The organism is Cupriavidus sp. IK-TO18, assembly GCF_015549295.1.
Classification (GTDB): domain Bacteria; phylum Pseudomonadota; class Gammaproteobacteria; order Burkholderiales; family Burkholderiaceae; genus Cupriavidus; species Cupriavidus oxalaticus_A.
Map to the genome: position 1 here is coordinate 87,810 of NZ_JADGMP010000014.1, position 18,365 is coordinate 106,174.

The following is an 18,365-nucleotide window of genomic DNA, read 5'->3' on the forward strand; positions in this document are numbered from 1 at the left end:
ATTCCGGAAGGGCTCACGCGGTCCGCTTGGTCCGCTCGTTCGGTGTGGGCGTCGTGGCGCCGGGCTGTTTGCCCGCTTCGGCAGGCGCGATGCTGGTCACCGAGGCGCTGGCGAGCTCGATGCCGATGCGCGCCGCTTCCACGCGGCGCAGCGCAAAGCGCGTAAAGCCGATCTGCGCGACCAGCGGATCCATGCCGAAGGGTCCGTAGGCGATGACCTGGACGATTTCGCCGGGAACAAAGCCTAGCTCTCGCAGGCGGCGCGCAACCGGGTCGCCGGGCGTGGCGTCGTCCACCGATTGCACTACGGCGGGCGTGCGCCGTGGAAGTTCAGACAACCGCATCATGCTTCCAGTCCGTTGGCGCGGTCGTCCAACGCGGCCGTGATGCGGCCGGCATGACCTCGCCAGGTACGTAAATGAAAATCGTTTTCATTGTATCGCAAATAGGGCATGATGATGCCCCGCAAGTGGCGGGCACGCCAGCCGCCATGCCGCTGCGCGGCAGGAGGCGAATGATAACCGGTGACGGCGCGCGCGGAGGGGCCAAGCTTACGGCCGTGCGCTGGCACACATGCGCGCTAGCGTTTCGAAGTTCGGCTGTCCAAAACCTAATGCAACAGGTCTCATGCAGCACCATGCAATTACTACATTTGCGTTATTGGATGCCGCAAGCCTGCGGCGTTAAGCTCCAAGCACGCTGAACACCCCGTTCCACGCGTACTTCACAAGCCATCGGCCGCAGGGCCGGTGGCTTTTTCTTTGGACGCCGCTTTCGACGCCGCCTGCGCGGCCACCATCGCCACAAAGTTGTCGCGCGCGGGATGGTCGGGCGCCGTCTTCCACACGCAATAGACTTCAGAGCGCACCGCCGTGCCCGCCAGCGGTCGGAATGCCGCCCCCGCCATGCCGGAACGCGCCAGCGCCGCCGGCACCACGGCCACGCCCATGCCCTGCGAGACCAGCGAGACCACCGAGAGCCAGTGGCGCACTTCGTGCCGGATCTGCGGGTAAAAGCCCTGGGCCGCGCACATATCGAAGATGCGGCTGTAGTAGTCCGGCGACGCTTTGCGCGAAAACAGCACGAAGGCCTCGCCGCGCAGGTCTGCGAGCGCCAGCTCCGGCTGCGCCGCGAGCGGGTGGTCCGCCGGCAGGCAGCAGACGAACGGTTCGGCATGCACCCGCGTGGCCCGCAGCGAGTCGGGCACCCGGCCGGTATGGATAAAGGCCGCGTCGAGCTCGTCGTGCAGCAGCGCATCGATCTGCTCCTGCGAGTTGAGCTCGGTCAGCGCCACCTGGATCCCCGGGTAAGCCGCCTCGAACCCGCGCAGGATCTGCGGCAGGCCGCGGTACAGCATCGAGCCGACAAAGCCGACACGCAGCCGGCCTATGGCGCCCGCTTCGATCTCGCGTGCCAGCAGCCGCGCGGCCTCGGCCTGCGCCAGCAATGCCGTGGCCGATTCGCGAAAGGCGCGCCCGGCCGCAGTCAGCCGTACGCCGCGGCTGTCGCGGTCGAACAGCCGGGCGCCGACCGAGGCTTCGAGCTGCTGGATGTTCAGCGACAGCGGCGGCTGCGAAATCGCAAGCCGGCGCGCGGCCCGGCCGAAGTGCAGTTCCTCTGCCAGCACAAGGAAATAGCGCAGGTGACGGAATTCCATGGCGATACAAAAATCATATTGATCGAGCCAATTTTAGAATTAGACGCAAATCCTTGGGGTTTGAATAATGCAGGTCAAAGGGCCGCAGCGTGTTCGCCAACCATGCCGGTCCACCCGCAAAGGAGACCAGACATGCCGACCAGCGTCGTGCGCAATACCGCACCTCACGCCCAGCCCGACAGCCCCGCCGCCGCCCATCCGGTGCCCGACCGCCAGGGCGGGAGCCTGCTCGGCGCCGACCCCGAGTTGCGTGCGCTGCTGCCGCTCTACCTGCCCGCGGACCTGTTCAATCACCTGCTGCCGCACCTGGAGCGCATGGGCGCGCTGGCAGGCGGCGTGCTCGACGAACTGGCCGCCGTGGCCGACCAGAACCCCCCGACGCTGAGCTACCGCACCCGCAGCGGCATGGACGCGCAGCGCATCGACAAGCATCCCGCCTACGTGGAAATGGAGCGCGTGGCCTTCGCCGAATTCGGGTTGGCCGCCGCCTCGCACCGTGGTGGCGTGCTCGGCTGGGACAAGCCCATGCCGCCGGCGGCGAAGTACGCGCTCACCTATCTGTTCGTGCAGGCCGAGTTCGGCCTGTGCTGCCCGCTGTCGATGACCGATTCGCTGACGCGCACGCTGCGCAAGTTCGGCGATCCGGCGCTGGTCGGGAAATTCCTGCCCAACCTGACCACGCAGGTGTTCGAAGACCTGTACCAGGGCGCCATGTTCATGACCGAGCAGGGCGCCGGCTCCGACGTGGCCGCCACCGCCACGCGCGCGGTGCGCGACACCGGCGCCGAGGGCGGCTGGCGCCTGCACGGCGACAAGTGGTTCTGCTCGAACCCCGACGCCGCGCTGGCGATGGTGCTGGCGCGCGTGGAAGACGAAGCCGGCAACGCCGTGCCCGGCCACAAGGGCGTGTCGCTGTTCCTGCTGCCGCGCAAGCTGGCCGACGGCAGCGACAACCAGTACCGCATCATCCGGCTCAAGGACAAGCTCGGCACGCGCTCGATGGCCAGCGGCGAGATCCGCCTCGAAGGCGCGCAGGCTTACCTCGTGGGCGAACCCGGCCGCGGCTTCGTGCAGATGGCCGACATGATCAACAACTCGCGTCTGTCCAACGGCGTGCGCGCCGCCGGCCTGATGCGCCGCGCGCTGACCGAGGGCCTGTTCATCGCGCATGAGCGCCGTGCCTTTGGCAAGCGCCTGGAGGACATGCCGCTGATGCGCCGCCAGCTGCTCAAGCTGACGTTGCCCACCGAGCAGGCCCGCACCATGGTGTTCCAGACCGCCGAGGCGCTGCGCCGCGCCGATGCCGGCGAGGCCGATGCCTACCCGTTGATGCGCATCCTGACACCGCTGATCAAGTTCCGCGCCTGCCGCGACGCGCGCAAGGTCACCGGCGACGCGATGGAGATCCGCGGCGGCTGCGGCTATATCGAGGAATGGAGCGACCCGCGCCTGGTGCGCGACGCCCACCTCGGCTCGATCTGGGAAGGCACCAGCAATATCGTCGCGCTCGACGTGCTGCGCGCGATCCGCCGCGAAGGCGCGCTGCCGGTGCTGCAGGCACACCTGGCCGGGCTGCTGGCCGATACCCCGATGCACGCAGACGCACACGCCACCTTCGAAGGCGCCATCGCCGCTGCCGCGAAACTGGCCGCGCATGCCGCCGAAGCCGGCGCCGACGGCGACCTGCTGGCGCGCCAGGCGGCTTCCGCGCTGTACCACGTGACCACCGCGGTGGCGATGGCGTGGGAAGCCGGCCGCATCGGCTCGGTGCGCCGCATGCGCCTGGCGCAGCTGGTGCTGCGCCATCGCGTGCTGCCGCAGGATCCGCTGGCGGCAAGCACCGAGCCGGATTGGCTGGCCGAGACGGTGGCGCCCCCTGCTGACGGCGTGGTGCGCGCAGCGGGCGCGGTCGCAGACGTCAACGTGTTCTGACACCGTATCCATCCCGATTGTTTGCTCCGCTCTCCCGCAAGCGGGAGTGGGAGCACCCCGCCTCGACGACGCCCCATACCATCCCGCCTCCGCGGGAGACGCCCTACACCAGGAGACAACGCCATGAAACTCTGGCACCGCCTCGCGGCCATTGCCGCGTGCTCGCTCTGCATCGCCGCCCCCGCCTTCGCGCAGAAGGACTTCCCGACCAAGCCTATCATGATGGTCGTCACCTATCCGCCGGGCGGCCCGACCGACGCGATGGCCCGCACGCTGGCCGCCGCGCTCAAGACCAGCCTGGGCCAGCCGGTGGTGGTGGAAAACCGCGCCGGCGCCGGCGGCAACATCGGCGCGGAAGCGGTGGCGCGAGCGGAGCCCGACGGCTACACGCTGATGTTCGGCACATCGGCGCCGCTGGCGATCAACGTCAGCCTCTATCGCAAGATCAACTACGACCCGGTCAAGAGCTTCGCCCCGGTGATCCAGATCGGCCAGCTGCCCAACGTGCTGGTGGTGAACCCGTCGGTGCCGGCAAAGAACGTCAGCGAGCTGATCGCCCACGGCAAGGCGCATCCGGGCAAGCTCACCTATGCGTCGTCCGGCAACGGCGCCTCGTCGCACCTGGCCGGCGTGCTGTTCAACAACGTCACCGGCACCGACTTCCAGCACATTCCGTACAAGGGCACCGGCCCGGCGCTGAACGACCTGCTCGGCGGCCAGGTCAGCATGACCTTCACCGACGTGCTGACCGCCATGCCCTTCATCAAGAGCGGCAAGGTGCGCGCGCTGGGCGTCACCAGCAGGGCGCGCTCGCAGGCGCTGCCGGATGTGCCGACTGTCGCCGAGCAGGGCGTGCCGGGCTTCGACGTTTCGGTGTTCTTCGGTGTCGTGGCGCCGGCGGGCACGCCGCCCGAAGTGATCGGCAAGCTCAACCGCGCCTTCGCCGATGCGCTCAAGCAGCCCGAGGTTCGCAAGACGCTGCAGGCGCAGGGCCTGGAATTCGCGCCGTCGACCACGCCGGAGCAGCTTGGCGGCTTCGTCAAGGCCGAGGTCGGCAAGTGGCGCGCTGTGGTGCAGAAGTCCGGCGCGCAGCTTGATTAAGCGACCAAGCGAACAGGAGCCAGCCATGACCCAATCCAGTCCCGGCGCGCTTGCCGGCATCCGCGTGGTCGACCTGTCGCGCATCCTGGGCGGCCCGTACTGCGGGCAGATCCTGGGCGACCACGGCGCCGACGTACTCAAGATCGAACCGCCGCAGGGCGACGACACCCGTACCTGGGGCCCGCCGTTCAAGGACGGCGTGGCGTCGTACTACTTCGGCCTGAACCGCAACAAGCGCGTGATGCGGCTGGACCTGACCACGGACGCCGGGCGCGCAGTCCTGCTCGCGCTTCTGGCCGAGGCCGACGTGCTGGTCGAGAACTTCAAGACCGGCACGATGGAGAAATGGGGGCTGGGCTATGACGTGCTGTCGGAGCGCTTCCCGCGGCTGGTGCATTGCCGCGTGTCGGGCTTCGGCGCGGATGGCCCGCTCGGTGGCCTGCCCGGCTATGACGCGGCGATCCAGGCGATGTCCGGCATCATGAGCATCAACGGCGAAGCCGATGGCGATGCGCTGCGGGTGGGTTTGCCGGTGGTCGACATGGTCACCGGGCTGAATGCGGCGATCGGCGTGCTGCTGGCGTTGCAGGAACGTGCGCGCAGCGGGCGCGGGCAGTTTGTCGAGGCCGCGCTGTATGACTCGGGGCTGTCGCTGCTGCATCCGCATGCGGCCAACTGGTTCATGAGCGGCAAGACGCCGCAGCGCACGGGGAATGCGCATCCCAACATCTATCCCTACGACACGGTGGCCACCGCGACGGACCCGATCTTCCTCGCGGTCGGCAATGACCGCCAGTTCCGCATCCTGTGCGAGCATCTCGGGGTGCCGGCACTGGCGGAAGACGAACGCTATGCCTGCGCCGGTGCGCGGTCGGTGAACCGCGTGGCGCTGAAGGCCGAGCTGGAGACGCACCTGCGCAAGCACGACGGCAAGGCACTGGCCGACACGCTGGTCGCCGCGGGCGTGCCGTGCGCACCGGTGCTATCGGTGGCCGATGCCCTGCAGCATCCGCACACATTGCATCGCGAGATGGTGGTGGAAATGGAAGGCGGATACAAGGGACTGGGCGCGCCGGTCAAGCTTAGCCGGACGCCGGCCAGTTATCGGCATGCGCCGTTGAGTGAGGGGGAGGGGTTTCTTGATTGAGATCCGGCTGTGAGGCGGGGGCCGCGGCCTGGCCAGCCGCAGGCACATCCCACGCGCCGCAGCCGGCCCGCCGCTCAGGTCAGCCCGGAATCATCCCAGGCAAGAGATAAGCCTGCACCATCGTGATGACCCCGATGACCACCGCGAACAACAGGCTGTGCTTGACGGTAAACCGGAACAGCTCCGATTCCTTCCCCACCAGTCCCGTCGCCGCGCAGGCCACTGCGATCGATTGCGGCGAAATCATCTTCGCGGTCACGCCGCCGGTGGTGTTGGCCGCCACCATCAGCGTATCGGACACGCCAATCTGGTGCGCGGTGGTGTTCTGCAGCGAGCAGAACAGCGCGTTGGACGACGTATCCGATCCGGTCAGGAACACGCCCAGCCAGCCGAGGAACGGCGAGAAGAACGGGAACGCGGCACCGGTGCCGGCCAGCAGCAGCGCCAGCGTCGACGACATGCCGGAGTAGTTCGCGACGAAGGCAAAGGCCAGCACCAGTCCGATCGACAGCACCGGGCGCGCCAGTTCCACCAGCGTTTCGCCGAAGGTAACAACCAGGTCGCGCGGCTTCATGCGCAGCAGCACGGCCGAGATCAGCGCGGTCAGCAGGATGGCGGTGCCCACGGCGGACAGCAGGTCAAGCTTCAGCACGGCCTCATAGACCTTGGGCGTGGCCACGATCGGCGCGGCCTTGATCACCATCTGGTCCAGCCCCGGCACCTTGAACTTCAGCACCGTGCCCGCCAGCGCGCCGTTGGCGGCGAACAGCGCCTTGAACGGCTGCAGGCTCCATACCGTGACGATCGCCGTCAGGATGCCGAACGGTGCCCAGGCGCGCAGCGTCTGCGCCAGCGTGTAGGGCGATGCCTTGCGGCTCACCGGCGCGGCGCCAAAGCCGCCGCCAAAGCCGCCCAGCGCCACGGTGCCGCCGCTGACCGTACTGCCTGCGCCGCCAGCGCGTTGCGACGCGCCGCGCGGCTGCCACACCTTCAGGAACGCCGCCAGCGACACCAGGCTGACCAGCGCCGAGGTGATGTCCGGCAGTTCCGGCCCGATATGGTTGGAAGTGAAGTACTGCGTCACCGCGAAGCTGCCGCCGCACACCAGCGCCGCCGGCCAGGTCTCGCGCACGCCCTTGGCGCCGTCCATCATGAACACCAGCCAGAACGGCACCAGCAGCGACAGCAGCGGCAGCTGGCGGCCGGCCATGGCGCCGATCAGGAAGGGATCGATGCCCGTGACCTGTCCGGCCACGATGATGGGAATACCCATCGCGCCAAATGCCACCGGCGCGGTATTGGCGATCAGGCACAGTCCGGCGGCATACAGCGGATTGAAGCCCAGGCCGACCAGCAGCGCGGCGGTGATCGCCACCGGCGCGCCGAAGCCTGCCGCGCCTTCCAGGAAGGCGCCGAAGGCAAAGCCGATCAGCAGCATCTGCAGGCGCTGGTCGTCGGTGATCGCCAGCACCGAGGCGCGGATGATGTCGAACTGGCCGGTCTTGACCACGATCTTGTAGAGGAACACCGCGGTCACGATGATCCATGCGATCGGCCACAGCCCGTAGGCAAAGCCGAAGCCGGCCGAGGCCAGCGCCTGCTGCACCGGCATGCCGTAGGCGAAGATCGCCACGCCGAGCGCCAGCAGCAACGTGACCGCGGCGGCGACATGGCCCTTCATGCGCCACACGGCCAGCGCGATGAAGAAGAACAGGATGGGAATGGCCGCCGCCAGCGCCGACAGCCACAGGCTGCCTAGCGGCGTATAGAGTTGGGTCCAGGGTTGCACGGCTTAGTCTCCTACTTCAGTGGTGTTTCGGGAATTCTTTGTAGTTCTGGCAAACAGGCGGGCGTGCCTACTCCGGCTGCCCCTTCTCCTTGAGCAGATCCGCCAGGCTCTTCGCCGCCGGCTTCAGTGGCGTGCGATGCTGCGTCCATCCCATCTGCTTCGACGGCGCCAGCGCACGCAGTCTGGTGGCCGCCCAGCGGAACATCCGGTAAGTGGCCGGGTGCGAATACGCCCCGCTCCAGAAGCGCCACACCAGGTGCTCGCCCTTGCTGTACTTGGCGCCCTGGCCACGCAGCGGGTTGGCCACCCGCTCCTCGGGATCGCGGTTGGATTCGGTGCGCAGGCGCACCAGTAATTGCGGGATCGGGATGCGTACCGGGCAGACCTCGCCGCAGGCGCCGCACAGGCTGGATGCGGTGGGCAGGTCCGCCGTGGCCTCGAGCCCCAGCAGATGCGGCGAAATGATCTTGCCGATCGGACCGGGATAAGTCGTGCCATAGGCATGGCCGCCGATGCGCGTATAGACCGGGCAATGGTTCATGCATGCCCCGCAGCGGATGCACTGCAGCGTGGCGCGCAGCTGCGCGTCGGCGTAGGCCTGCGTACGGCCGTTGTCGAGCAGCACCAGGTGCACCTCGCGCGGGCCGTCGCGCTCGCCGTCGCGGCGCGGGCCGGAGATCAGGTTGAAGTACGTGGTGATCGCCTGCCCGGTGGCCGAGCGCGTCAGCAGGCTCGACAGCGGCACGATGTGCTCGAGCTTCGCCACCACCTTTTCCATGCCCATGATGGCGATATGCACATCGGGGACCGTTGTCGAAAGGCGGCCGTTGCCCTCGTTCTCGACCAGCCACAGCGTGCCGGTGTCCGCCGCGGCGAAGTTGACCCCGGACAGGCCGATGTCGGCGCCAACGAACGCCTGCCGCAGCGCGCGGCGTCCGGTCTGGATCAGCGCGTCGACGTCCTCGGTATAGGGCGTGTCAGGAATATGCTGCTCGAACAGCGCGGCGATATCGCCCTTGGTCTTGTGGATCGCCGGCATCACGATATGCGATGGCTTCTCGCCGGCAAGCTGGACGATGTATTCGCCCATGTCCGACTCGATGCATTCGACGCCGCGCTCGGCCAGGTAATGGTTCAGCTCGATTTCCTCGCTGGCCATCGACTTGCCCTTGATCACGCGACTGGCCTGCCTTGCCGCCGCGATGCCGTGGATGATGCGGTTGGCGTCGTCGGCGGTCTCGGCCCAGTGGACCTGCACACCGGCGGCGGCGAGCTGTTCCTCCAGTTGCACCAGCAGGTCCGGCAGGTTGGCGAGCGCGTGCTGGCGCACCGCTTCGCCCAGGTCGCGCAGCCGCTCCAGCTCATCGGCGTCGGGAAACTGCGCCAGCCGCTTGCCCTGCAGGAAGTCCATCGCGCCGCGAAAGCTCTGGCGCAGCTTGGGATCGTCCAGCGCCTCGCGCGCGCGCGCCTTGAAGTCTTGCGGCGCGACGAAATGCAGCGTGTTCTGGCTCATTGCGCGGCCTCCTTGTTATCGATGTCCTGCTTGTCGATGTCCTGCACGATGACGACCCACAGCCGGCGCGGGCCGTGCGCACCGTAGGCCAGCGTCTGCTGGATATCGGAAGTCTTGGACGGGCCCGAGATCATCACCAGGTTGGTCGGCATGCCGTCCCGCCAGCGTTCGGCGCGCGCGGCCATGTGCAGGTCCTGGTGCAGCGTCGATGCGCGCACCAGCGCCACGTGCAGCGGCGGCACCAGCGATACCGTGCGCGGCGATCCCGCGTCCGGTGCAACGATCAGCGTGCCGGTGGCGGCAATGCCCGAGCGCGCCACGGTGAAGCCGGCGTCGACGGTGTCGAACAGCTCGGCTTTCCAGGCTTCGATGGGGCGGTCATAGCCGATGGCTTCGACCTGGGGCGGCAGCGCGGCAGCCAGCGCCGCGCCGGCGTGGCTCGCGGGATCGAGCAGCAGGCGCCGGACGCCGGCTTCGGCCAGCGCGGCGGCCAGCAATGCCGGCCACGCTTGCGCATCGGTGCACCAGACTTCAGCGTGCGAGGCTTCCAGTGCCATGCGCATCGCATCGACCAGCTCGTCGGCGCTAGGCGCGCGATGCCGGCGCGCCTCGAAATGGCCATCGATGCGGCGATCCAGTTCAGCGGTGGAGGACGCAGGCGTGGGGGCGGCGGCGCGCAGCCGGCCCAGCATGCGTTCGCGGGCGCCGGGCGTGCTCATGCGGCACCTCCGGTGCGCCGCCACAGGAAGCTGGCCAGGTGTTCGACCTGCAGCGGGGCGCCGTCATGCGCGGCGGTATGGCCGATATTGAGCAGGCAGCCGCAGTCGGCCGACACCAGCCGCTCGCAGTCGGTGGCGCAGGCGGACGCAACCTTGTCGCGCACCATCGCACCGGAGATATCGGGATGCTTGAGCGAAAACGTGCCGCCGAAGCCGCAGCATTCCGACTCGCGCTGATGCTCGACGCGGGTCACGCCAGGCAATGCATCGACCAGTGCCACGCCATGCTGGCGCGTACCCATTTCGCGGCGCGCGCCGCAGGAGGTATGCAGCACGATGCGCTCGGGCGCCTGGCCCGGCGGCACGGCGTTGTGGAAATCAACGTGCAGTACGTGCAGCAGGAATTCGCCCAGCTCGTAAATCCGCTCGGCCAGCGCGCGCGCCTTCGGGCCGGCCACGGGATCGTCGGCGAACAATTGCGGCCAGTGGTGGCGCATCATGCCGGCGCATGACCCGGACGGCACGATGACCGGCCAGGGCTGGCTGAACAGGTCCAGCTGCGCACGGGCTACCGCACGCGCGGCGTCGGGATTGCCGCTGCTGTAAGCCGGCTGGCCGCAGCAGCTCTGCGCACGCGGAAAGTGTACGGTGAGGCCTTCGCGCTCGAGCAGCCGCACGGCGTCGAGCCCGGCCTGCGGCACGAACAGGTCGACCAGGCAGGTGGCAAAGAGATAGGCCTGCGTAGGCGCAGGGCCGTTGGGGTACTGACGATCCTTCATGTCTCGCTCCGTATGTGCTGGGTTGCGCTGCTTGGCGTCGCACATTTGGGCGCATAATTCCCGCTTCCGCGCGGTTGTTCAAATTGGTTGGACCAGTCGGCGGGGCGATTGTGGAGCGAGGGTGGACGGCATGACGGCGGCGGCACAAAGGAGCGGACGCACCCGCGGGCGCGTGGAGGCGGTCATGCGCGAGATGGAAACCGCGCTGCTGGACGGTACGTGGCCGCCGGGCACCCGGCTACCGGCCGAGCGCGTGCTGGCCGAGCAGTACGCGGTGGCGCGCAACACCGTGCGCGAAGCCATCCAGCGCCTGGCCGCGCGCGGCCTGCTGCAAAGCCGGCGCGGCGCCGGCGTCTATGCCACCGACCAGTTGCGCGCCGGCATTGCTTCCCCATGGGGCCAGCTGGTGGCCGACCATCCCGCGCTGCGTGACGACATCCTGGAGTTCCGCCGCGTATTGGAAGGCGCGACCGCCTATTTCGCCGCGCTGCGCGCCAACGCCGCCGACGTCAGGCGCATCCGCACCCTGATGGATGAACTCGAACGCGCCCGCGCCGCCGACGACAAGCAAGCCGAGGCCGATGCCGATGCGCGCCTGCATGACGCCATCGCGCTGGCTTCGCACAACACCATGTTCCTGCACCTGCATACCAGCGTGATCGGCATGCTGCGCGAACACATCACCATCAATGGCACCGGACTGCGCGAACAGGACGACAGCGCCTCGGAACTGTTGCTGCTGCAGCACCGGACGCTATGCGAGGCGATCTGCGCGCGCCGGCCGGAAGAAGCGCGCACGGCGATGCAGACGCATATCGACTTCGTGCGCAGCCGGGTCGAGCAGGACGGGAGCTGAATGCGCGTAATTGGTCGGACCAGCGGGCGCTGGGGCGCCGGAATGGAAAACGTCTCCAATGCCAGCAACGGCTGCGGCACATTCGCCCACTTTTGCCCGCGGCCAAAGGCCATGGCGCTGTGTTTATATCAGGCCGGCACCGGCCAGTTCCCGCTTCAGGTATGCATAGAAGATCGGGCCGGCGATCACGCCGGGAATGCCGAACAGCGTCTCCATCAGCAGCATCACGACCAGCAGCTCCCACGCCGCGGCCTGGATACGCGCGCCGATGATGCGGGCGTTCAGGAAATACTCCAGCTTGTGGATCACCACCAGGAACACCAGCGAAGCCACCGCGATCGGCAGCGATACCGACAGGGATGCCACCACGATGGCGGTATTGGAAATCAGGTTGCCCAGCACCGGCAGCAAGCCGGCCACGAAGGTGATGACCACCAGCGTCTTCGACAGCGGCAGGTGCACGCCGAACAGCGGCAGCACCAGCAGCAGGTAAATCGCCGTCAGCAAGGTATTGATCGTCGAAATCTGGATCTGCGCAAAGATGAACTGCGAGAACGCCTGCTGCAGCGTGCGCGCCCGCGCCACCAGCGCAGCCGCCAAGGGACGGCGGTTCGGCCGTGACACGGCGCGGTAAAGCGCCACCATCGCGCCGATCACCAGGCCGATCAGGATATGCACCAGCGTGCGCAACACCTCCGCCCCCAGCTTCTGCGCCATGGCCGCATGCGCGCGCAGCGCTTCGATCAGCGCATTGGCCAGCTCGTCCACGCCGTTGGGCAGCGCGTCACTGAGCCACGGCGGCAACTGCCCGCGCGACTGGTCGATAATGTCCGCGACATGATTGAGCAGGCCATCCAGCGTATTGCCTTCCCCGCTGATAAAGCGCACCAGCAGCCAGCCTGCTAACGACAGCCCCAGCAGGATCAACGCCGACAGGATTGCCACCGCCAGCGCATCGTGCCGCTGGTTCAGCCGCTTCAGCCGCGGCGCCAGCACATCCACCAGGGAATACAGCAGCAGCCCGGACAGCAAGGCTGCCACCAGGTTCGCTTGGAGCACGGTCCAGAGCGCCAGCGCAGTCAGGACATAGGCGACGGCACCGACGCTGTACCACGCGGCCGGCAGCAGGCGCGGGGCGTTGGTCTGGTCGGGGTCTTTCATCGATGGTCTCCGGCGTTGGGGGGCACGCGCCCTCGGCGGGTGCGGGGCGGGCCAGGGCAAGCCCGCCTGTCAGTTCGGGTCAGGCAGCCTAGCGCTCGATTGTCGGGGCGGTGGCGGGGTTAGGCAAGCCTGCCGTGAACGGGTCCCGCTGGTGGCAAAAGGCTGGAAGGCGTGCCGCGCAGCGCTCCTATGCGGACTCCCGCACCCAGCGCTCGACAAGTTCCTCCGGTATGGCGCGGTAGACGTCTTCGAAGCGCTTGCCGATCAGGCGCTCGACCTGCCATAGCAGCAGGGCAACCGGGCTGCTGGGTTCATGCTGCTCGAACCACTGGCGCACAGCCCGGACCTGGCGCAAGGCGGCATCGCGGCCAGCGGGGCTATCGCCGGGGTCCGGGATGACTGGCAGGGCGGCAGGCGCCGATGGCGCCATGGAGTGAGAGGCATCTGACATGGGCATCGGCCCAGGCTTGACGGGGCGATCGGCCATTGCCTCCGCCACGGTCGTGCCCGCGAGTTCCGGATTGCCGACGAGCCGAAGTAACTTTCCAAGCGGCGCGAGGTCCGGCGCATGGCCCGCCAGCGTCTCATCGCCCCAATGCTGCAAGATCGCTGCCAGGCCGTAGGCTTCATCCATGGCGGCAATCTCGCGCATGCCCTGGCGCCGCAACGCGTCCAGTTGCTGGCGCACGGACTCTGGCGCGAGGGCATCGGCAGGATGAGGTACCCCCAACGCCCGTTCGATATCCCTGACCTGCAGGCGCGTTGCCGCATTGCCTGCCAGCACGATCTCGCGTATATCGGCGAGAAGGCCGTCCGGGTCGACCAGCGCCGCGAAGGCGTTGGCGCGCAGTGCCGGATCGTGTTCGCCTTCCACCATCAGCTGGGGATGGATGTCTTCCGGATAGTCAGCCAGCAGGCGTTGCAGCAGCGCCATGCCATCGCGCAGGCCCTCGGCGTGGTCGAGCCGCGTGCGGCAGCGAAGCAGCAGGTTCAGCAAGCGGATGTCCTTGCTGCGCATCAGCAGGCGCCGGCAGTCGCGCTCGAGCTCTGTCCAGTTCGGTGGCTCGGCCTGCGCAACGAAATCGCCGTATTGTGCTTCCGCGCCGGGCGCCGCCTTTGCCATCAGGACGACGAATTCCGGGTCGTATTCGAGATCGGGGCCGCAAGGATGTGCGGCATCGATCGGCTGTGCCAGCTCGGCGAGGCGGATTGCCTGGCGCGCATCGGATCTGGCTGCCCTGGATTTTGCCTTCATGGCAGCCTCAGTGTGTGACGTACTTCTCGGGGTCGAAGACCATGCCGGTGATGGCGCGCTGCTGGTCGGCCTCACCCAGCCAGGTCGACCAGCCCAGGCCCTCTTGCGCACCGAGCACGGCAGGCGGCGCGCAATGCGGCTTTATCTGCAGCTGCAGCTCCCACTCGTATTCGAAGCCGATGAAGGACCGGACCCATTCCACCAGCACCGGCAGATCGCGCCCGTTGGGCGTGAAGTTCAGGTACTGCTGCAGATGCAGCGGACCGATGACGAGACGGAACTTGTGCTGCCGGTCGGGGACCATGTCGCCCAGCAGCGCGCCCTGGCCCATCACGCCTGGCGAACCGGGGCGGGCGAGACGGCTGTGTTCGGCCGGATCTAGCACGATCCAGTGCAGCACGAACTCCTCCAGCCGCACCGGTACGCCAAAGAAGTGCGACACCGTCCCGGCGATGCCATCGGGACAGCGCGACTCGCGCACATGGTGGGCGCTCGCGGACAGGCGCGCGTGCGCCGGCAACGGGCCGCGGCGGATTTCTCCGGGATCCTGCCCCGCCAGCCAGCCCACGTAGCGCGAAAAGACTTCCTCGTCCGGCCGGTCGAGCCCCGCCGTGGCCTGCGAGCCCGCCCAGGCCTGGTAGAACTGCGTCAGCGCGCGATGATGGAACAGGTCGAGGAAGGCCGCAGTCGTCCCGTCGCGGTGTGCCTCGGTGCGCTCCCTGACAATTTCCGTGTGATGGATCGGCAAGGCGCCATTGGGGCCTAGCATGCCGAGCCCGAACAGCTGGATTCGCAACCGGCCCGCCTGCATCTCAAGCCGGGCAATCTCGCGCGGCGCAAACGCCAGCGAGGCGGCCTGGCCAATGCGGAAGCATTCCGCTTGCGGTCGGATGGCGCGGCCGGCCGGCGGCAGGTCGGCATGCTGCGCCGACAGCGCGCGCAAGAGCCCGAGGAAGCTGACCTTCCATGGCGCGCGTTGCGCATCGTCTGCGACGGAGCGCGCGGCGCCGCGCTGGCCGATACTGTTGTCGGTCTGGCTCATGGCTATATCGCGCCGCGTCCTCCCATTCGTACCGGCCAGCGGTGAATCAGGCCGCGTTCGATCGCGTACAACTCCGTTTCCGCGAAGGCGTTGACCGATACGTGCCGCGCCAGGAAGTGCTCGAGGATCACGCCGAACAGGTAGGGGCTGATGCCCGAGAAGCCGCTTTCCTCCACCGTCAGCTGGCACTGGACACCGCGGCCGTAGAGGATGGGTCCGTTTCCGGGCAGCCGCCGCGTGACCGGCCGGATGCTGCTGCCGATCAGGCTCTGGACCTGCCGCTGCTGGGCCGCGTCGTCGGGGGCGACGAACAGCCGCAGCAGGTCGCGCAGTCCCTGGCCGCCTTCGCGATGGTCGAGATCGGTGAGCGACAGGTAGTTGAACCCCAGCTGGCGGATCAGCCGCCAGGCCATTTCTCCCTCGGCGAAGGGCGCGCGCGGGGCCGACGGCGGCCGGATCAGCCCGACCCCGCCGACGGGAATCGAATCCGGTGTGCGCAAGTCATCGTAGCCATTGCGCGGGACAAGATTCGGCAGGTCGCGGTTGGTGACCATGGCCTGCACCGACAGGTAGCGCAAGTCCTTCGGGTAGGGGGCCTCGCGCTGGTCGACCAGCGACAGGAACACCTCGGTGCCGGTGTACGCGGTGCGTGTCCCGTACTTGCGCGCATGATCGGAAACCAGCCGCCGTTCCCGCCGCATGGAGAAGTAGCGTCCATGGTTGCCCTCGTCGCTGTTCAGCGTGGCGAAGAGCGGCCGGAACGCCACCGGCGTGCTGCGCTCGGAAACCTGCCCGGACAGGCCCTGCACCGAGAAGACCTCGTAGTCGAGCGGCCGGCGCCGGTCCGGCACGAGGTGAAACTCGGTGTGCCCGGCATGGATTTCCATCCGGTCGGTGCGCATCGGGAACAGGTTGACCACCGGCGTGCAGAACAGCGCGAACTGGCTCGCATCGACCTGGCTCGCGAGCACCCCGGGCGGCCTGGCCAGCAGGATCACGATCTCGGCCTCGCCGCCGTCGATGCCGGCCAGTCCGGGTGCGAGTCCGTTGAGTGCGGCGAAATAGAACCGCTGCGGACACGCGAAATACTCGTGCACGAGGTTGTGCCCGTGAAACTTGTTCCAGGGCACCGGCAAGGCGCTTTCCTCCGGTGCCATGCCGACGTAGCCGACCGCGTCCTGCGGGACCGCGCAGGGCCGCTCGCCCATCGCGCCTGGCTTGCCGATGAGCACGGTGACGCCGGCACCATGCAGCAACTCGAACAGGTGCGAGGCGATCTGGTCGTTGCCGCACAGATGCAGGGGCAGGGTATCAAGCCCGGCCAGCCTGGCGAACGTGACATTGCGGGTCAGCCTCAGTCGCAGCCGCAGCGCACCCTGTACGTTCACGTGGGCCGGCACGTAGCGTTCGAGATGCCGGATGTCCGGCGGGATGCCGGTAAGCCGGGCGTCGGCGATCTCGATCGGCCACAGTGTCAGCGGCTGGGTCGTGCGAAACTCGCATTGGGTCGATTCGCCCGCCGGCGCACGAGCCAGCAGCGCGGTGCCGCGCGGTATCGGGATGCCGCGGACCAGGTCGCCCTCCTTGTGGCTGGGATGGAACTGCGCGACCGCGATCGCCGGCGTCGGCGCGATGTAGTTGGGATAGATGACTTCCAGCAGGCGCTGGGTAAAGCGCGGGAATTCCGCATCGAGCTTCAGCTGCGTGCGGGCGGACAGGAAGCAGAACGCTTCGATGAGCCGCTCCACATAGGGATCGACCACCTCGATGCCCTGCATGCCCAGGCGCCTGGCCACCTTGGGATGCTGGTTCGCAAACTCCCCTGCCAGCTCGCGCATGTAGACCAGTTCGCGGTTGTAGTACTCAAGCAGCCGAGGGTCCATGGTGGTGGGGAGGCATCAGTTGGCGTGAATCGACTTGACCTGCATGCGGCTGGTCTCCAGGTCGAGCGAGCTTTGTGCGGTGAAGGCCATCGGATAGGGATCCATGTGGATGAGGCCGGAAATCTCGAATAGCAGCACGTTGTGGCGATGCGGCGCATCCTCCTTCAGCATCGGCGCGATCCCGAGCGAGCCCGGGATCAGGCGCGGCTCGAAATCCTCGATGGCGCGCTGGACGATGCGGATGATGTCGTCCCATTTGCGCTCGGGCAGGTAGCTTCCTGCGAGCGCGGGAACGCCGTAGTTGAGCGTCGAGCTGGCAGCCTGGGGATAGCGCGCGCGATCGATCTCGTCCTCGCGGTTGGTCGTGTTGAGCAGGTAGGTGAGATCGCGCTGGATGATCTTGCGCATCTGCGTGCGCGTGACGGTGTATTCCTCCGGCGCTTCCGTCCTGCGGTGCGGCGCATCGTCGCGCAGCCGGTCGAACAGCGTCGGCAGCAGTTGCGAATTCGGACGGCGGGGCGGACCGGCGCGGCGCAGGGCCGCCGGCGTGCCACGGTCCGGCCGCTCAGGTGGTTTGCTCATCGTCCGGGGACCATTCGCGTTCTGGGCAATAGACGCTGTCCATGGAAACCAAATGGTGTTCGCGCCGTGTAAGGCTGGCGGTGGCGGCGCGGACTTGCGCGCAATCGATGCCGCTGGCAAAGAGCCGCAGAACGTCCGGGGCTCGCGGTTGCATAAAGAGCTGGCAGTCATCCGCGGCGTCTCCTGCGCTGATGCAGGCATCGATATGACCGGCCACGTCCAGCATGTCCATCAGCCTGGCCGTACTGGCGGCTTCGTGGGCGAGCGTCTGCAGCGGATTGGGATCGGACGCGGCAAGCGGGGTGGGCGCCCTGGCGCCTGCATCGTGGACGCCGACATAGTCGGGATCGCGCAAGACGGCCTCGGCTTCCAGCATGAGCCGCGCCAGCATGTCCGGGCCCGCCGCGATGCCGGCGTGGCTGGCGCTTGGCGCCGGGATGTGACCCTGGCCGACCAGGTCGAGCAACCCATTCGCGTCGGGTCCTGCGTCGGAAAGCGCCCTTGCTGGATCGCCTGGCCATTCGCTCATGTCGCCTCCGCCCACCTCGGTTTCAGAAAATGGCGCTGATGATAATCACAAAAATTGCGGAAATGAATGCGGAAATCCGGTATTACGTGCTATTAATTTCTAATATTAGATTTAATTTAATTTCATTAAAAATATGAAGAATCCTATTGTTTGACTTGCGGGTGTGTGTAGTCAGTGACGGCTGTCCCGTATTTCGATGAGAGTCCGAAGAAATAAGGCTGTCTGTCATTGCAGCATGATTCATGCGGTGGTAATTGCGCACGAGATGGGTCGAACTACGCCATGAATGTTGTGATTCGATTTTTATGGCGCCGCGCTATGAATATTCAGATTGTCGGCGCATTGCATGCCTGAAGATTTGTCAATAGTCTGAAAAAAAGCAAAGACAACCGTCCAACGGCTCGCATTCATGCAGCCGTGA

16 protein-coding genes are annotated in these 18,365 nt (G+C 67.3%); 4 read left to right on the forward strand and 12 right to left on the reverse strand.

Annotated elements, in window-relative coordinates; translation table 11 throughout:
* Positions 1-13: 13 nt before the first annotated feature.
* Both IPF36_RS12225 and IPF36_RS12230 read right to left on the reverse strand, forming a co-directional pair.
* The gene (locus IPF36_RS12225; protein ID WP_240745865.1) at positions 14-343 is read right to left on the reverse strand and encodes a FeoA family protein; all 330 of its coding nucleotides are present in this window, start codon (positions 341-343) and stop codon (positions 14-16) included.
* A 380-nt stretch (positions 344-723) separates the two neighbouring features.
* A complete protein-coding gene (locus IPF36_RS12230; RefSeq protein WP_195428042.1) occupies positions 724-1,656 on the reverse strand; it encodes a LysR substrate-binding domain-containing protein in 933 nt (310 codons plus the stop codon).
* 132 nt (positions 1,657-1,788) lie between these two features.
* Between IPF36_RS12230 and IPF36_RS12235 the strand changes: the two genes are divergently transcribed.
* From IPF36_RS12235 to IPF36_RS12245, 3 genes are all read left to right on the forward strand, one after another.
* On the forward strand, positions 1,789-3,588 hold the full coding sequence (locus tag IPF36_RS12235) for an acyl-CoA dehydrogenase family protein (RefSeq protein WP_195428043.1): 1,800 nt from the start codon (positions 1,789-1,791) through the stop codon (positions 3,586-3,588).
* A gap of 123 nt (positions 3,589-3,711) precedes the next feature.
* On the forward strand, positions 3,712-4,689 hold the full coding sequence (locus IPF36_RS12240) for a tripartite tricarboxylate transporter substrate binding protein (protein ID WP_195428044.1): 978 nt from the start codon (positions 3,712-3,714) through the stop codon (positions 4,687-4,689).
* A gap of 25 nt (positions 4,690-4,714) precedes the next feature.
* Positions 4,715-5,836 carry a CaiB/BaiF CoA-transferase family protein gene (locus tag IPF36_RS12245; RefSeq protein WP_195428045.1) on the forward strand — a complete coding sequence of 374 codons (1,122 nt, stop codon included), beginning with the start codon at positions 4,715-4,717 and terminating at the stop codon, positions 5,834-5,836.
* A 79-nt stretch (positions 5,837-5,915) separates the two neighbouring features.
* Here the strand turns inward: IPF36_RS12245 and IPF36_RS12250 are convergent, their stop codons facing one another.
* The 4 genes from IPF36_RS12250 to IPF36_RS12265 form a co-directional block, all read right to left on the reverse strand.
* Positions 5,916-7,625 carry a lactate permease LctP family transporter gene (locus tag IPF36_RS12250; protein WP_195428046.1) on the reverse strand — a complete coding sequence of 570 codons (1,710 nt, stop codon included), beginning with the start codon at positions 7,623-7,625 and terminating at the stop codon, positions 5,916-5,918.
* A 67-nt stretch (positions 7,626-7,692) separates the two neighbouring features.
* Positions 7,693-9,138 (reverse strand): LutB/LldF family L-lactate oxidation iron-sulfur protein, encoded by a 1,446-nt coding sequence (locus IPF36_RS12255; protein ID WP_135703401.1) that lies wholly within the window; start codon positions 9,136-9,138, stop codon positions 7,693-7,695.
* A complete protein-coding gene (locus IPF36_RS12260; RefSeq protein ID WP_195428047.1) occupies positions 9,135-9,857 on the reverse strand; it encodes an LUD domain-containing protein in 723 nt (240 codons plus the stop codon). The genes IPF36_RS12255 and IPF36_RS12260 overlap by 4 nt, the downstream gene beginning before the upstream one ends.
* The gene (locus IPF36_RS12265; RefSeq protein WP_195428048.1) at positions 9,854-10,636 is read right to left on the reverse strand and encodes a (Fe-S)-binding protein; all 783 of its coding nucleotides are present in this window, start codon (positions 10,634-10,636) and stop codon (positions 9,854-9,856) included. The genes IPF36_RS12260 and IPF36_RS12265 overlap by 4 nt, the downstream gene beginning before the upstream one ends.
* A gap of 184 nt (positions 10,637-10,820) precedes the next feature.
* Here IPF36_RS12265 and IPF36_RS12270 point away from each other — a divergent pair, with 184 nt between their 5' ends.
* Positions 10,821-11,492 (forward strand): FadR/GntR family transcriptional regulator, encoded by a 672-nt coding sequence (locus tag IPF36_RS12270; RefSeq protein WP_135703404.1) that lies wholly within the window; start codon positions 10,821-10,823, stop codon positions 11,490-11,492.
* A 123-nt stretch (positions 11,493-11,615) separates the two neighbouring features.
* On the opposite strand, the gene IPF36_RS12275 is transcribed toward IPF36_RS12270, so the two are convergent.
* The 6 genes from IPF36_RS12275 to IPF36_RS12300 form a co-directional block, all read right to left on the reverse strand.
* Entirely contained in the window at positions 11,616-12,653 is a 1,038-nt protein-coding gene (locus tag IPF36_RS12275) for an AI-2E family transporter (RefSeq protein WP_195428049.1), read from the reverse strand.
* A gap of 187 nt (positions 12,654-12,840) precedes the next feature.
* Positions 12,841-13,908, reverse strand: coding sequence for a type VI secretion system protein TssA (gene tssA / locus IPF36_RS12280; protein ID WP_133097105.1), 1,068 nt, complete (start codon positions 13,906-13,908; stop codon positions 12,841-12,843).
* A 7-nt stretch (positions 13,909-13,915) separates the two neighbouring features.
* Positions 13,916-14,950, reverse strand: coding sequence for a type VI secretion system baseplate subunit TssG (gene tssG, locus IPF36_RS12285; RefSeq protein WP_135703406.1), 1,035 nt, complete (start codon positions 14,948-14,950; stop codon positions 13,916-13,918).
* Positions 14,951-14,952: 2 nt separating this feature from the next.
* Entirely contained in the window at positions 14,953-16,833 is a 1,881-nt protein-coding gene (tssF, locus tag IPF36_RS12290) for a type VI secretion system baseplate subunit TssF (RefSeq protein WP_195428050.1), read from the reverse strand.
* 15 nt (positions 16,834-16,848) lie between these two features.
* Positions 16,849-17,415: a type VI secretion system baseplate subunit TssE gene (gene tssE / locus IPF36_RS12295; protein ID WP_195428051.1), complete on the reverse strand. Its 567-nt coding sequence runs from the start codon at positions 17,413-17,415 to the stop codon at positions 16,849-16,851.
* On the reverse strand, positions 17,399-17,944 hold the full coding sequence (locus IPF36_RS12300) for a TagK domain-containing protein (protein ID WP_195428052.1): 546 nt from the start codon (positions 17,942-17,944) through the stop codon (positions 17,399-17,401). The genes tssE and IPF36_RS12300 overlap by 17 nt, the downstream gene beginning before the upstream one ends.
* Positions 17,945-18,365 lie beyond the last annotated feature (421 nt).